Here is a 14821-nt window from a genome sequence, read left to right as displayed (position 1 = left end):
GGAATTCATAGATCACAGGCGATCTCACAGGCTGGTGTGATCACGCGGAAACGGCGCACAGCCGATCAGGCGTCGACGCCGAGCGACGGCTCTGCAGCGATGTCGGCCTCATCGGTGATGATCGGGATGGATGCGGTGACCGTGGGCACAGACGCCGACAGGAGCGACCCGTCCTCGCGTCGAGCATCGGCGAACTGCCGGATCGAGGGCTTTCCGGGGATGATCGGCCCCTGCCCGTCGAGCGGCGCGACGACGGTGGAGCCGCCGTGCACCGAATACCCGACACCGCGCACCGAGAAGTCCACCGGATCTCCCTCGCCTGCCTCCACCGTCATCGCGTCGGCCGTCAACGTGATGTTCAGGCGTGTGCCGTGCCAGTGCAGCACGTACGACAGCGACGGCCACGCGGCCGGGAGACGCGGGTCGAAGGTCAGGTCGCCGAAGTGATCGCGCATGCCTCCGAATCCCGAGACCAGTGCGGTCCACACCCCTCCGGCCGACGCCACGTGCACGCCGTCCGCCGCGTTGTTGTGGAGGTCTGCCAGGTCGACGAAGATCGACTCCCGGAAGTACTCCAGCGCGAGGTCCTGGTAGCCGACCTCGGCCGCGAGGATCGCCTGCACGACCGCCGACAGCGTGGAGTCGCCGGTCGTCAGCGGGTCGTAGTACTCGAAGTCGGCGAGTTTCTCCCCCGCCGTGAAGTGGTTGCCCTGCAGGAACAGCGCCAGCACCACGTCGGCCTGCTTGAGCACCTGGTAGCGGTAGATCACCAGCGGGTGGAAGTGGAGGAGCAGCGGCCGCTGGTCGGCGGGGGTGTGCTCCAGGTCCCAGATCTCGCGCTCGAGGAACACGGAGTCCTGGGGGTGGATGCCGAGGGAGTCGCTGTGCGGGATGTGCATCGCGTCCGCGGCGCGGTCCCACAGCTCGGGCTCGGACGGATCGAGGTTGAGACGCTCGACCATCCGCGTGTACGCGTGGAAGTCGGCCTCCTCCATCTCGCGGACGGTGCGCGCGGCGAAGCGCAGGTTGAAGCGCGCCATGACGTTCGTGAAGAGGTTGTCGTTGACGACCGTCGTGTACTCGTCGGGGCCGGTGACCCCGTGGATGTGGAACGAGTCGCCGTCGCCGTCGTGGACGCCGTCGCTCGATCGCCAGAAGCCCAGGGTCGCCCACAGTCGAGCGGTGTCGACCGCGATGTCCACGCCCTCGGAATCGAGGAAGTCGACGTCGCCCGTCGCACGCACGTACTTCGCCAGCGCGAAGGCCACGTCGGCGTTGATGTGGTACTGCGCGGTGCCGGCGGCGTAGTACGCGGAGGCCTCTTCGCCGTTGATCGTGCGCCAGGGGAAGAGCGCGCCCGCCTCGTTCAGCTGGTGGGCGCGCTTCCTGGCTGCCGGCAGCATCAGATAGCGCATCCGCAGCGCGTTGCGCGCCCAGAGCGGGGTCGTGTACGCGAGGAAGGGCAGCACGTAGATCTCGGTGTCCCAGAAGTAGTGCCCGCTGTACCCCGATCCCGTGACACCCTTCGCGGGCACACCCTGCCCGTCGGCCCGGGCGGCGGCCTGCGCGAGCTGGAACAGGCACCAGCGCGTGGCCTGCTGCAGATCGGGGTGGCCGCCGATCTTGACGTCGGAGCGCTCCCAGAACGCGTCGAGCCACGCGCGCTGCCGCGCGAAGACCGCGCCCACGCCCTGGGACTGGGCGCGGTCGAGGGTGCGGCGGCAGCGGTCGATGATCTCGCCGGCGGGCACGCCGCGCGACGTGTGGTAGCTCACGAGCTTGGTGACCGTCGTCGGCACGCCCGCCTTGGCCTGCACGCGGAAGACGTTCTTGGCGATGTCGGGTTCGATCAGTCGACGCGCGGTGTAGTCGTTCTCGGTGTCGATGAGGTGGTCGGCGACGACGGCCAGCGTCATGCCCGACTCCGCCACGCGATAGCTCAGCGCCGTGCGGTCGCCGTCCTGCCAGTACTCCAGGGGCTGCAGCACGCGGTCTTCGAGCTTGTCCTGCTTGCGGGGGTCGAAGCCGGCCGTGGCCTTGCCGGGCGGGCGGCCGCCGTAGATGCCCTCGCCGTCCTGGCGGTTGATGAGCTGGCAGCTGATCGTGACGGGGGCGTCGGAGTTGAGCACGGTCACCGTCATGCGCAGCACGGCGAGGTGCTTCTCGTCGAACGACACCATGCGCTCGTCCTCGAGCTCGACGAGCTTGCCCGACGGCGTGCACCACTGCAGGCGCCGACGGAGCACACCCTCGCGCATGTCGAGCACCCGCTCGTACTCGCGCACGTCGGCCACGTCGAACGACAACGGCTCGTCGTCGACGTACACCCGCATCACCTTCGCGTCGGGGGCGTTGACGATCGTCTGGCCGACCTCGGCGAACCCGTAGGCCTGCTCGGCGTGGCGGATGGGGAAGGTCTCGTGGAACCCGTTGATGAAGGTTCCCGACTCGTGCGCGAACCGCCCCTCGGGATGGTTGCCGCGCAACCCGAGATAGCCGTTGCCGACCGAGAACAGGGTCTCGGTGACCCCGGCGTCGTCGAGCGACCCCTCGGTCTCGACGAGACGCCACTCGTCGACGGGGAAGCGACCGCGATCGATCATGGAATGCCTTCCGGTGAGGGAGATTCGGGTTTCCTCGGTGGGTCAGTCTACGAAGGCGGCGAGATCGTCGACGACGACGGTCGCCCCGGCCTCGCGGAGCGCCTCGGCGCCGGTGCCGCGGTCGACGCCGACCACGAGGGCGAAGCCCCCGGATGCTGCGGACTGCACGCCGCTGATGGCGTCCTCGACGGCGGCGGAGCGGGCGGGGTCGACCCCCAGCATCCGTGCCGCCTCGAGGAAGACGTCGGGGGCGGGCTTGGAGGCGAGGTCGTCGCGCTCGGCGATCAGACCGTCCATCACGACGGGGAAGAGGTCGCGGATGCCGGCGGCGGTCAGGACGTCCTCGGCGTTCTTCGAACTCGACACCACCGCGACGGGAACCCCGGCGGCGCGCAACTGCTCGACGAGAGCGAGCGAGCCCGGGTAGGGGGCGATGCCGTCGTTCTCGAGCACCTCGCGGAAGACGTCGTTCTTGCGGTTGCCGATGCCGCTCACGGTGTCGGCCGAGGACGGGTCGCTCGGCTCGCCCCACGGCACCTCGACGTCGCGACTGCGCAGCAGGCTCGCAACCCCGTCATAGCGGCGCTTGCCGTCGAGGTGCTCGAAGTAATCGGCGTCGGTGTAGGGCCGCGAGATGTTCCAGTCGGCGAAGAGCTTCTCGAACATCACCCGCCACGCGTGCATGTGCACCTCGGCGGTCGGCGTCAGCACGCCGTCGAGGTCGAACAGCACCGCCTCGTACGCGGCGAGGTCGGGCAGCGCGGAAAGCTCGTCGGGCACGGGACCTCCTGGGGAACGGATGCGGCGGCTCTCCGTCGTGCCGTGCGTACAGCGTAGCGGCCCGAGGCAAGCGGTCAGGTGCGGGCCACGTCCAGGGTCTGACGGGCGATCTCGAGCTCCTCATTCGTGGGGACGACCAGCACCGTCACGCGCGACGCATCGGTGGAGATGACGCGGATGCCGCGGCTGCGGGCCGCGTTGCGTTCGTGGTCGATCTCGATCCCGGCGAACCCCAGGGTCGCCAGGGCCCCGGCGCGCACATCGGGCGCGTTCTCGCCGACCCCGGCGGTGAACGAGATGACGTCGACACCCCCGAGCTGGGCGAGGTACGCGCCGGCGTAGGCGCGCAGGCGATGGATGTAGACGTTCCATGCCAGCGTGGCGGCGCCCTCGCCCCGCGCGACCCCCGCCTGGATGTCGCGCATGTCGCTGACCCCGGCGAGGCCGAGCATGCCCGACCTCTTGTTCAGGAGGTCGTCGAGGTCACCCGTGGACATATCGGCACGGCGGGCGAGGTGGAAGAGAACGGCCGGATCGAGGTCGCCCGACCGCGTGCCCATCACGAGTCCCTCGAGCGGGGTCAGGCCCATCGACGTGTCGACCGAGCGGCCCCCGTCGATCGCGGTCGCGGAGGCGCCGTTGCCGAGGTGGAACACGATCTGCTTCAGCTCACCGAGCGGGCGGTCGAGGAAGGCGGCGGCGGCTTCGCTGACGAATTTGTGCGAGGTGCCGTGGAACCCGTAGCGCCGGATGCGGTGCGCCTCGGCCAGTGCGGCGTCGATGGCGTAGGTGTAGGCGGCCGGGGCGAGGGTCTGGTGGAAGGCGGTGTCGAAGACGGCGACGTGCGGGACGTCGGGGAACGCCTTCCGAGCGGCACGGATGCCCGCGAGATTCGCGGGGTTGTGCAGTGGTGCGAGCACCGAGAGCTCGTCGATGTTGATCTCGACGAGGGGTGTGATGAGGGTCGGCTCGAAGAAGCGGGCTCCGCCGTGCACGACCCGGTGCCCCACCGCGACCGGCGGGTACTCGTCGAGGGTGGGTCCGTACTCGGCGAAGGCGTCGAGCATGACCTCGAACGCGGCGGAGTGGTCGGGGATCGCGCGCTCGATCGTCGATGTGGCGTCGAGCACCGTCGGCGCCGCCGCCGGGCCGTCGGCGAGTGCCGAATCGGCACGACGGAACGCGGCGGAGGTCACCGTGTGCGTGGCGATGCCCTGATCGCCGCCCGCGCCCGTCGACGAGCCGATGCGTTCGATCAGACCGGAGGCGAGCACCTCCTCGGTGTCGGCATCGAGCAGCTGGTACTTCAGCGAGGAGGAACCGCTGTTGACGACGAGGACCGCGCTCACGCAGCATCCCCCTTCTCGCTCTGGGCCTGGATGGCGGTGATCGCGATCGTGTTGACGATGTCGTCGACGAGAGCGCCGCGCGAGAGGTCGTTGATCGGCTTGTTCAGCCCCTGGAGGATCGGGCCGATCGCCACGGCACCGGCCGAGCGCTGCACCGCCTTATAGGTGTTGTTGCCGGTGTTGAGGTCGGGGAAGACGAACACCGTCGCGCGTCCTGCGACGTCGGAATCGGGCATCTTGGCCTTCGCCACGGCGGCGTCGGCGGCCGCGTCGTACTGGATGGGGCCTTCGACGAGCAGCTCGGGGGCGCGGTCGCGGACGAGCGAGGTCGCCGCGCGCACCTTCTCGACGTCGGCGCCGGTGCCCGACTCCCCCGTCGAGTACGACAGCATGGCCACGCGAGGCTCGATGCCGAACTGCTCGGCGGTCGCGGCCGACGAGATCGCGATGTCGGCGAGTTGCTCGCTCGTCGGATCGGGGATCACCGCGCAGTCGCCGTACACCAGCACGCGGTCGGCGAGCGCCATGAGGAAGACGCTCGAGACGACCGAGACGCCGGGTCGGGTCTTGATGATCTCGAACGCGGGCCGGATCGTGTGCGCCGTGGTGTGCGCCGCACCCGAGACCATTCCGTCGGCCATGCCCAGATGCACCATCAACGTGCCGAAGTACGACGCATCGGTCACCGTGTCGGCCGCCTGCGAATACGTCACGCCCTTGTGGGCGCGCAGGCGCTCGTACTCGGTGGCGAACTTCGCGACGTGCACCGCGTCGAAGGGGCTCAGCACCTCCGCGTCGCGGATGTCGATCCCGAGCTCGATCGCGCGGTTGCGCACCTCGATCTCCTCGCCCAAGATCGTGAGATCCGCGATGCCCCGCGCGAGCACCGTCGCCGCGGCACGCAGCACGCGGTCGTCGTCGCCCTCCGGCAGCACGATGCGCCGCCTGTCGGAGCGCGCGCGCTCGACCAGTGCGTACTCGAACATCAGCGGGGTGACGACCGACGGCCGCGCGACCCCGAGCGTGCGGGTCAGCTCCGAGATGTCGACGTGCTTCTCGAAGATCGCGAGCGCGGTGTCGTAGCGCCGCTGCGAGTCGGCCGCCAGCCGGCCGCGCGTGTTCATGATGCGCACCGCGGTCTCGTACGTTCCGAGGTCGGTGGCGATGATCGGAAGAGACGAGCCGAGCCCGTCGATGAGCGTGTCGATCGTCTCGGGGAGGGCGAACCCGCCGTTCAGGACGATTCCGGCGAGCGAGGGGAACGTGCCCGACGCGTTCGCGAGCAGGGTGGCGAGCACCACCTCGGTGCGATCGGCGGGGATGACCACGATCGCCGACTCGGTCAGGCGCGGCAGCACGTTCACCATCGACATGCCCGCCACGACGACGCCCAGCACCTCGCGGGTGAGGAGTTCGGGGTCGCCCTTGAGCAGCTCGCCGTCGACGGAACGCAGCACGCCGCGCACCGACGGGGCGATCAGGAACCGGTCTTCGGGGAGTGCCCACACGGGGATCCCCGTTGCGGACGCGGCGGTGCGCAACGGCTGAGCGTCGGCGACGGCCTTCACGGCGGCGATGGTCTCGTCCAGCGCCTCGGGGTCGACGCGGTTGGCGATCACCGCGAAGATCTCGGCCCGCTCGTGCACGACCTCGACGAGCGCGAGCGAGGCGATCTGCCCCATCTCGTCGGGTGTGCGGGGAAGGCTCGCGCCGAGGTGCTCGCTGAGCCCCTGATGCGCGCGCCCGCCGACGACCAGGAGCACGGGCGCCCCGAGGTTCGCCGCGATCCGCGCGTTGTAGGCGAGCTCTGCCGGGCTGCCGACATCGGTGAAGTCCGAGCCGATGATGACGACCGCGTCGCACTGCGCCTCGACGGCCTTGTAGCGCTCGACGATGCGAGCGAGAGCGGCGTCGGCATCCGCGCGCACGTCGTCGTAGGTGACGCCGACGCACTCGTCGTAGTCGAGGTCGACGCCGTCGTGGGCCAGCAGCATCTCGAGCACGTAGTCGCGCTCGACGGTCGATCTCGCGATCGGCCGGAACACCCCCACCCGCGGAGTCGCGCGGCTGAGCGCGTCGAGCACGCCCAGCGCGACGCTGGACTTGCCGGAGTGTCCTTCGGCCGAGGTGATGTAGATGCTCTGCGCCACGACTCCAGCGTAGGCGGCGACAGGCCGCGCGAACCTGGGGATCTCTCGACCTCGTGAGAACACTCGGTAGCGTGAGACGGCGCACGCACGATCGCAACGGCGGGCCGGACGGGAGCACCTCGTGAGCACGGATTCCTCAGTACGCCCCGGCGCCGACGTTCCCGACGCGCGCGGGCGCACGGGCCTGCACCGCACGGGGCTCGACCTCGACCGCAACCCCCGGGTGCGCGTGCGCGACGTCGAGCTGCTGGCGTCGAGCTGGCACGTGCTGCGCAAGACGACGCTGGACTACCAGGACTCCGACGGCGAATGGACGACCCAGCAGCGCGAAACCTACGACCGCGGCAACGGCGCGACCGTGCTGCTGTACGACGCCGAGCGGCGCACTGTTCTGCTGACCCGGCAGTTCCGCTATCCCGTCTACGTCAACGACCACCCCGACGGGATGCTGGTGGAGACCGCCGCCGGACTCCTCGACGACGACGATCCCGAGACGGCGATACGGCGCGAGGCGGAGGAGGAGACGGGGGTCGCGATCGGGGAGATCGCGCACGTCTTCGACGTCTACATGAGCCCGGGCTCGGTCACCGAGCGGCTGCACTTCTACGCGGCGGCCTACGACGGCGGATCGCGCGACGGCGACCGCGGGGGCCTCGTCGAGGAGGGCGAGGACATCGAACTGATCGAGCTCGACATCGACGAGGCCCTCGCCCGCATCCGCGACGGCCGCATCCAGGACGCGAAGACGATCATGCTGTTGCAGTGGGCGGTGCTCGACGGCCCGTTCCGGACGCACGCGCCGACGGGCTCGACGACCGGCTGACGGGCAAAGAAAAGACTCTCCGCGCACCCGGTAGAGCCTGGTTACCCTTGCTACGTTTCCGTCCTGGGGGAGTTGGCCTGGATGCCGCCACGCGGAGAGCCGACGACGAGTCTAACCGACTTCGCACACAGGCACCTCCCGGCCCCGGCCCGCGGCCAGAGGTTACGCTTGCGTAACGGTGGGAACGGCCCCGCCGTCCGCACCCGGGGGAAGACGCATGGATCAGACCGTCTCGGCCACTCGACGCCGAATCACGCGTGAGGAGTCGGACGGCCAGCCGATCACGGCCGATTCGTTCGAAGCCCTCACCGGCGGGATCACGCGGTCTGTCGAGCGGGTGATCGACGGCAAGCCCGAAGCCGTCCGCACGGCGCTGATCACCCTGCTCGCCGAGGGGCACCTCCTCATCGAAGACGTGCCGGGCGTCGGCAAGACCGTGCTCGCCCGCGCCCTGGCGGCCTCCGTCGATGCGAGTGTGCACCGCATCCAATTCACCCCCGACCTCCTCCCGGGCGACATCACCGGGGTCTCAGTGTTCAACCCCGTCGCGCGCGAGTTCGAGTTCAAGCGCGGGGCGGTGTTCGCCAACATCGTCATCGCCGACGAGATCAACCGCTCCTCGCCCAAGACGCAGTCGGCCCTCCTCGAGGCGATGGAGGAGCACCAGGTCACCGTCGACGGCAGCACCCACGTGCTGCCCGATCCGTTCCTCGTCGTCGCGACGCAGAACCCGCTCGAGATGGAGGGCACGTACGCCCTTCCCGAGGCGCAGCGGGACCGCTTCATGATGCGCATCTCGATGGGGTATCCGGATGCTGCGGCCGAAGCGCTCATGCTGCGCCAGCGCGACACGATCAACCCCCTCGAGAGCGTCGAGCCGGTGGTCACCGCGTCACGCGTGCGCGACCTCATCGCGTGGGCGCGCGCCGTGCACGTCGCCCCCTCGCTCGAGGAATACACGGTGGCCCTCGCCCACGCCACCCGCACCCACCCCGATCTTCGCCTGGGCGCGAGCCCGCGGGCCACGCTGCAGCTGATCCGCGCCGCCAAGGTGCGGGCCGCCCTCGACGGGCGCGGGTTCGTCATCCCCGATGACCTCACCGCGCTGCTGGCCCCCGTCTTCGCCCACCGCCTCATCCCCACCCGCGCGGCGGCCGGCGGACGATCCGGCGCGGAAGCGGTCGCCGCCGTCCTCGCCCAGGTCGCCGCGAGCGTCCGGGTGCCCCTCGCCGTCCGGACATGAGGGGGTTCGTGCGGCGGGTCTGGCCGCTCACGCTGCGAGGGACCGGCGCGCTCGCGCTCTCCGTCGTGGGCTTCGTCGTCGCACACGAGGCCGGGCTCATCGAACTCGTCTACTTCGCCGCGCTGCTCGTGGCGGTGCTGGTTCTCAGCGTGGTCTCACTCTGGTTCACGCGCCGCATCGACGCGGTCTCGCGCTCGCTCTCCCCCGAGGTCGCCACCGTGGGGCGCGAGAGCACGGTGACCGTGCGCATCGCCGTGCGCAACGCCCTGCCGACCTCGCCCGGCACCTGGGACGACACGGTGCCGGCGGGCCTCGTCGCCCGCGCCCGCGGCGTCTTCCCCGCGGTCGGGTCGGCCATGCGCGGCGGCGAGCGCGCCGTCGAGCTGCGCTACACCGTCGAGGGGCGAGTGCGCGGCATCCATCCCCTCGGCCCGTTCGGGCTCACCGTCACCGACCCGTTCGGTCTCGCGCGGCGGCGCCTGCGGCTGGGCGGGAAGACGCAGGTCACCGTCGCGCCGCGCGTGGTCGATCTCCCGTTCTTCCGGGGGTCGTCGGGCGAGACGGGCGGCACCCGTGAGACCGCCAGCACCCAGCTGGGGCAGGGCGCCGACAACCTCGTCGCCCGGCCGTACGCCCCCGGCGATTCGATGCGACGCATCCACTGGCGTGCCACTGCTCACCGCGACACCCTCATGGTGCGGCAGGAGGAGGAGGAGACGAGCCCCGAGGCCACCGTGATCCTCGACCGAAGCGCCGCTCAGTGGAGTCCCGAGGCCCTCCGGGCCCCGGGCGCCGACGACGCGTTCGAGACCGCGGTGGCCGCCGCCGTCTCGATCATCGCCCGGCTGGTGCGCGACGGCTACACGGTCGAGGTGCTCGACACCGACGGCGCCGCCCTCGCCGAACCCGTGCCCGGTGGGGATCTGCACGAGATCGACGCTCTGGCGACGCAGTTCGCGACCCTCACCGCCCGGCGCGGTGACGGCATCGCGCGCACCGCGGGAATGTTCGCGGGCCACCAGACGGGTCCGGTGATCGTCGTCACGGGTCGCCTCCGCGTCGAGGACGCCCTGTCCCTCGCGCCTCTCGCGCACCACTCGTCGATGCCGGTGGTGATCGCCGCCTCCCCGTCGTCCGATGCGCTGGCGCGCCTGCACGACCGCGGCTGGCACACGGGGGCGGCGTTCTCGGAAGCCGAGCTCGGCGACGCCTGGGAGACGGCGATGCAGCGGGGGGCGACGCGTGTCGGGGCCTGAGCGGCGCCCGCCCGCCGCACCGCGGCCGGCGACGGTCGACCTCGCGCTCGCCCTCGGGTTGTGGCTCGCGCTCGCGGCCGCCATGATGCCGCTGCTGCGGGTCGTCGACCCGGGGGCATGGGTCGCCGGGGGCGTCGGCCTCATCGGCATCGTCCTGGGCGTCGGCTTCGCGCTGCGGCGCCTGCGCCTGCCGGCGGTCGTGGTCAGCATCGTCGAACTCGTGGTGTGGCTGGCCGTCGTCACGGCGGTCTTCGGCCGCGGCACGGGCTTGCTCGGCGTCGTGCCGACCCCCGAGACGATCTCCCTCGTGAACGTGCTGGTGCGCACGGCCGTCGACGACGTGACCCTCGGAGCCGCTCCCCTCGAAGCGGGAGCTGCGCTGTCGTTCCTCATCGTCGCCTCGATCGGCCTGCTCGCGGTCGCCCTCGATCACGTCGTGGTGACCGCCCGCATGCCGCTCCTGGCCGCCGTGGGCGTCATCGCCGTCTCGATCATCCCGTCGATCGCCGTGCCCGGCGACGTCGACATCATCGCGTTCGTCTTCCTCGCCGGCAGCATCCTCTTCCTCCTCGCCGTCGACACGCGCGCGCGGCAACGGGCGGCCGCGATCGCCGCCGCGCCCGCAACCGCCGCTGCGGCCCGCCGATCGCCGGTGGCGCCGGGCGCGGCCCTCGGTATCGGTGCGGTCGCCGTGATCGTCGCGATGGTCGCGGCGCCCCTCCTCCCCTCGCCCGTCGCCCGCGCGGGCGGATCGGGCGGCAACATCGGCGGCGCCACGATCGACCCCACCCTCGAGCTCGGCGACGACCTGCGTCAGCCGGGTGCGGTCGAGGTGCTGCAACTGAGCACGACCGAGGCGCGAGCTCCCTACCTGCGGGTGGCGACGCTGTCGGAGTTCGACGGCGCCGTCTGGCAGCCCGACGGGGGCGATGCCGTCGGGCTCGATGACGCCGCATCCGATCTCGCGGCCGTCACCGTCGACGAGGGGATCGAGATCGTCGATTCGTCGACGACGGTCGACATCGTGAACCTCAACAGCCGGTGGGCGCCGGTGTCGTATCCGGCGACGGACGTATCGGGACTCGACGGCGAATGGTCGATCCAGACCGACAACCGCACGGTGGACACGCCGTCGGGGTCGGTGCAGGGGCAGTCCTACGACGTCTCGGCGTCGCTTCCGCGGCCGACCCTCGAGCAGATCCGCGCGCGGTCGGCCGGCGGCGCCGGCGACCTGACGCTCTACGACCTTCCCGACGAGATCCCGTCGGTGATCGCCGAGGCCGCCCAGGAGGTCACCGCCGACACCCGCAGCGACTACGACGCCCTCGTCGCGCTGCAGTCGTGGTTCCGCGGTCCGCTGTTCGGGTACTCGCTCGACGCCCCCGTCTCGGACGGCTTCGACGGCACGGGAGTCGACGCGATCGCCGACTTCCTCGATGCCCGCAGGGGCTACTGCGTGCACTTCGCCTCGGCATTCGCTGTGATGGCGCGCACCCTCGGCATGCCTTCGCGCATCGTCGTCGGCTACCTTCCGGGCACGAGCGCGGGAACCCAGGACGACGGCGAGACCGTCTACTCGGTCGAGAGCACCCAGCTGCACGCCTGGCCGGAGGTGCACTTCGAGGGGATCGGCTGGATTGCCTTCGAGCCGACCAACAGCCTCGGAAGCCCGACGAACTTCGCCTCCGGCACGACCGGGGCACCCGGTTCGATCCCGACGACGGCGCCCAGTGCACCGGTGCCGACGGCCACTCCGACGCCGACCTCCTCGGCCGGTCTCGACCCCCTCGACGATCAGGACGGCACGTCGGCGGGGCGGGGCGGCTCCGCCGCATCCGTCGCCCTCTGGCCCCTCGCGGCGTCGCTCGCCCTGCTGCTCGTGCTGGCGGCGCCCGGCGTGACGCGCGAGGTGCGGCGCCGGAGGCTGCTGTCGGCCGCGGGACGCGGCGAGGCGACCGCCGCGTGGGGATCGGTGCAGGAGCTCGCGATCGACCTGGGCATCCCGGCGCCCGCGTCGGAATCGCCGCGCGTGTTCGGCGCCCGCCTCGTCGACGACGGCGCAGATGCCGCGGCGGTGGCGACGCTGGTCGGCGCCATCGAACGCGTGAGCTACGCCGGCGATCACCGCACGGCCGACGGCGCGCACTGGGCGGATGCGGTCGAGTCGACCCGCGCGAGCCTGCTCGGCGCCGCCTCGCCCCTCCGCCGATTCGTGGCGCGAGTGCTGCCACGCTCGCTCGTGATCCGGCCCGGCAGCGCCTTCGCGAGCGGGAGGACGCGGCCCCCGCGAGAGACGACGGCCTGAGCATCCGCCGGGCCGGGCACGGGTCGGTGCCGCACCCGGGGTAGGATGTTCGTCGGCCCTTCGAGGCCATGGAGGATTCGCCTAGTGGCCTATGGCGCACGCTTGGAAAGCGTGTTGAGTGAAAGCTCTCAGGGGTTCGAATCCCCTATCCTCCGCCGCAGAGAAGACGTCGTCCCGTCAGGGGCGGCGTCTTCTTCTCTGTATCGGGCCTGCGGCTGTTCCTGGCGGGCAGCGTTCCCGAGACGCGGGCTTTCGGCCCGGGCGCGGGCAATCAGGCGCCGTTTGCCCGCGCGCGGGCCGATTGCCCTCGACTCAGGCCGGCCGGGGCAGCGGCGGGCGACGGTACTGTCGCTGGAGACATGAGCGACGTCGTCAGCATCGAGCTTCTCCTCGACCCCGACACCGAGGCGCGGGTGCGCGCCGACTGGCACGGTCTTGCTGCGGCGGGCATGTCGAGCCTCGGCGCGTACCACTCCCCCACGAACCGCCCTCACGTCACGCTGCTCGTGCGCCCCGAGCTCGTGACGTTCGCCTTCCACGACGCCATCGCCCGGCTGCCCGTCCCCGTAACCCTCGCCGAACCGGTCGTCTTCGGCCACGGCGACCGCGGAGTCCTCGCGTGGCGGGTCGCGCCGAGCGCCGAGCTCGTCGCCCTCCACGCCGCCGTCCACGCCGCCGCCGGACCGGGAGCAGATGCGGCGCACACCGCGCCCGGCGACTGGACCCCGCACGTCACCCTCGCGCGCCGACTGCGGCTCGACACCCTTGCCCAGGCGCTCGCCCTGCTCGGCGGCCCCCACGTCGGACTCGGGCTGTCGCTCCGGCGATGGGACGCCGCCTCCGCCACCGTCACCGACCTGCGGTGAGGCGGCCACGGCACTTCGCACGCCGCCTGCGTTCAGAATCCAGGAAGGATGCGGCAAGAGAGCCGGGTCGGGCGCAGATCGACGCCGTTCCTCCTGCGTTCTGAACCGATGTCGCCGCCTCGCCGGGGCGGGACGCCGCTCAGGTGCGGTGCTCGTGACGGCGGGGCTTGAGTCGTTCCGGCGCGTCGGAGGCGGCCACCCACTCGCAGGCGAAGGAGCCGCGGTATCCGAAGAGGAAGCCGAGGCGATCGTTGTGCACCTCGAGGTCGATGCGGAACACCCCGGCGACGTCGTCATAGGTCTCGCGCAGGCGCGCGCGTCCGCTGAAGAGCATCGGGAAGCGGAAGGCGATCGGCCCCTCGTAGAACCGCTGGGCCTCGGAGCGGAGCACGAGCGAGCCGTCGTCGTCGACCGACAGATCGAGGTCGACCGCGAGGTGCTGGTGGGTGCCCAGATAGTCGATGATGCGGCCGTCGTCGAGGATCATGGTCGCGTCGAAGCGGCTCACGCGCTCGCCGACCGCGTACTCGCGCACGAAGGTGACCGTCTCACGGCCGAACGGGTCGAGGTACGGGTAGTTCTCGATGACGAACGGCACCGCGACACCGGTATCGGGGATGAGGATGTTGCGCAGTCGCCCGATCTGCAGGAAAGGCACGGTCCACCACGGACCACGACGGATGTGATCCATCACCCCGCGTCCGACGCACGCCTCGCCGGTCTCGAGACCGACGCCGAACCGTCGCTGCAGCATGGGGTGGAGCCGCTGGAAGTCGGCGCCCAGGGCGGTCTCGAAGATCGAGGTCACCGTCGCCGCCTCGGCGCGGGCAGGTCGTCGAGCGTCGGGGGCGCATCCGTCAGCTGGTCGCCGCGGCGACGACCGCCCGCCGGCGCGCGACGGCAGCGGGCCGCCCGCGGACGGTCGGGACGCCAGAACCACAGGATGCTGCGCAGCGGCCACCGCTCGGGCGGCTCGTCGCGTTCGGCCCAGATGCGGAGGCGGTCGAAACTCCACGCCGTGGCCCAGCCGAGGGCCGGGCGCACGAGGGCGTCCAGCACCCGCCCCCACCCCGGGTCGTAGTCGTATCCGGTCACGAACCGCACCCCGTCTGCGGTCGGGACGTAGCGCCAGTACCCGCGCCCCTCGCGGATGGGTGAGAGCCGATCTTCGGTCGAGAACCGCAGGGCCGAGGTGCGTGAGCCGTCGGGGCGCTCGGTCTCGCCGATGCTCACGCCGGTGCCGCGCACGGTGTGGACCACCACGCCCCGTTCGTACGTGAAGTGGGTCGGTCCGTCGTCACCGGGGACGGGCACGATCCGCGAGAACCGTACGTCCCAGCGGGGGTGGGCCGCGGCGTCCTGCGACAGCGACCACACGGTCTCCATCGGTGCCCGGATCGTCGTCTCGACGTAGATCCCGGAGCGCCCCACGTCTCGAGCGTAGCC

11 protein-coding genes, 1 tRNA gene and 1 other RNA gene are annotated in these 14821 nt (G+C 71.3%); 6 read left to right on the top strand and 7 right to left on the bottom strand.

Annotation, left to right across the window (positions count from 1 at the left end):
• Positions 1 to 65: 65 nt before the first annotated feature.
• From DEA06_RS10195 to pta, 4 genes are all read right to left on the bottom strand, one after another.
• Positions 66 to 2603 carry a glycosyl hydrolase family 65 protein gene (locus DEA06_RS10195; protein ID WP_116647875.1) on the bottom strand — a complete coding sequence of 846 codons (2538 nt, stop codon included), beginning with the start codon at positions 2601 to 2603 and terminating at the stop codon, positions 66 to 68.
• Between the two features lie 42 nt (positions 2604 to 2645).
• Positions 2646 to 3383, bottom strand: coding sequence for a beta-phosphoglucomutase family hydrolase (locus tag DEA06_RS10190; protein ID WP_116647874.1), 738 nt, complete (start codon positions 3381 to 3383; stop codon positions 2646 to 2648).
• 74 nt (positions 3384 to 3457) lie between these two features.
• Positions 3458 to 4732, bottom strand: coding sequence for an acetate kinase (locus DEA06_RS10185; protein WP_116647873.1), 1275 nt, complete (start codon positions 4730 to 4732; stop codon positions 3458 to 3460).
• Positions 4729 to 6882: a phosphate acetyltransferase gene (gene pta, locus DEA06_RS10180; RefSeq protein ID WP_116647872.1), complete on the bottom strand. Its 2154-nt coding sequence runs from the start codon at positions 6880 to 6882 to the stop codon at positions 4729 to 4731. The genes DEA06_RS10185 and pta overlap by 4 nt, the downstream gene beginning before the upstream one ends.
• A gap of 121 nt (positions 6883 to 7003) precedes the next feature.
• Between pta and DEA06_RS10175 the strand changes: the two genes are divergently transcribed.
• Complete coding sequence (locus DEA06_RS10175; RefSeq protein ID WP_116647871.1) at positions 7004 to 7705, top strand: NUDIX domain-containing protein; 702 nt, start codon at positions 7004 to 7006, stop codon at positions 7703 to 7705.
• A gap of 7 nt (positions 7706 to 7712) precedes the next feature.
• Here DEA06_RS10175 and ffs read toward each other — a convergent pair.
• Positions 7713 to 7809: signal recognition particle sRNA small type (gene ffs, locus DEA06_RS10170), an RNA gene on the bottom strand.
• Positions 7810 to 7922: 113 nt separating this feature from the next.
• On the opposite strand from ffs, the gene DEA06_RS10165 reads away from it, so the two are divergent.
• From DEA06_RS10165 to DEA06_RS10145, 5 genes are all read left to right on the top strand, one after another.
• Positions 7923 to 8948, top strand: a complete 1026-nt coding sequence (locus DEA06_RS10165) for a MoxR family ATPase (protein WP_116647870.1) — start codon at positions 7923 to 7925, stop codon at positions 8946 to 8948.
• The gene (locus tag DEA06_RS10160; RefSeq protein ID WP_240606899.1) at positions 8945 to 10204 is read left to right on the top strand and encodes a DUF58 domain-containing protein; all 1260 of its coding nucleotides are present in this window, start codon (positions 8945 to 8947) and stop codon (positions 10202 to 10204) included. The genes DEA06_RS10165 and DEA06_RS10160 overlap by 4 nt, the downstream gene beginning before the upstream one ends.
• Positions 10191 to 12509, top strand: coding sequence for a DUF3488 and transglutaminase-like domain-containing protein (locus tag DEA06_RS10155; RefSeq protein ID WP_240606898.1), 2319 nt, complete (start codon positions 10191 to 10193; stop codon positions 12507 to 12509). The genes DEA06_RS10160 and DEA06_RS10155 overlap by 14 nt, the downstream gene beginning before the upstream one ends.
• A gap of 70 nt (positions 12510 to 12579) precedes the next feature.
• A tRNA-Ser gene (locus tag DEA06_RS10150) sits at positions 12580 to 12664 on the top strand.
• Between the two features lie 204 nt (positions 12665 to 12868).
• Complete coding sequence (locus DEA06_RS10145) at positions 12869 to 13375, top strand: 2'-5' RNA ligase family protein (RefSeq protein WP_116647867.1); 507 nt, start codon at positions 12869 to 12871, stop codon at positions 13373 to 13375.
• 139 nt (positions 13376 to 13514) lie between these two features.
• On the opposite strand, the gene DEA06_RS10140 is transcribed toward DEA06_RS10145, so the two are convergent.
• Both DEA06_RS10140 and DEA06_RS10135 read right to left on the bottom strand, forming a co-directional pair.
• Positions 13515 to 14183, bottom strand: coding sequence for a DUF4166 domain-containing protein (locus DEA06_RS10140; RefSeq protein WP_116647866.1), 669 nt, complete (start codon positions 14181 to 14183; stop codon positions 13515 to 13517).
• Positions 14180 to 14806 carry an SRPBCC family protein gene (locus DEA06_RS10135; RefSeq protein ID WP_116647865.1) on the bottom strand — a complete coding sequence of 209 codons (627 nt, stop codon included), beginning with the start codon at positions 14804 to 14806 and terminating at the stop codon, positions 14180 to 14182. Before DEA06_RS10135 ends, DEA06_RS10140 begins: the two co-directional genes overlap by 4 nt.
• Positions 14807 to 14821 lie beyond the last annotated feature (15 nt).

The sequence above is a fragment of the Microbacterium sp. Gd 4-13 genome (assembly GCF_003095395.1).
Classification (GTDB): domain Bacteria; phylum Actinomycetota; class Actinomycetes; order Actinomycetales; family Microbacteriaceae; genus Microbacterium.
Note: the sequence above shows the minus strand (reverse complement) of the source record. Positions and strands in the feature narration are given on the sequence as shown.

Coding starts and splice junctions, on each gene's coding strand:
- DEA06_RS10195 (WP_116647875.1), bottom strand. CDS start 2,603: ATGATCGATCGCGGTCGCTTCCCCGTCGACGAGTGGCGTCTCGTCGAG.
- DEA06_RS10165 (WP_116647870.1), top strand. CDS start 7,923: ATGGATCAGACCGTCTCGGCCACTCGACGCCGAATCACGCGTGAGGAG.
- DEA06_RS10160 (WP_240606899.1), top strand. CDS start 8,945: ATGAGGGGGTTCGTGCGGCGGGTCTGGCCGCTCACGCTGCGAGGGACC.
- DEA06_RS10145 (WP_116647867.1), top strand. CDS start 12,869: ATGAGCGACGTCGTCAGCATCGAGCTTCTCCTCGACCCCGACACCGAG.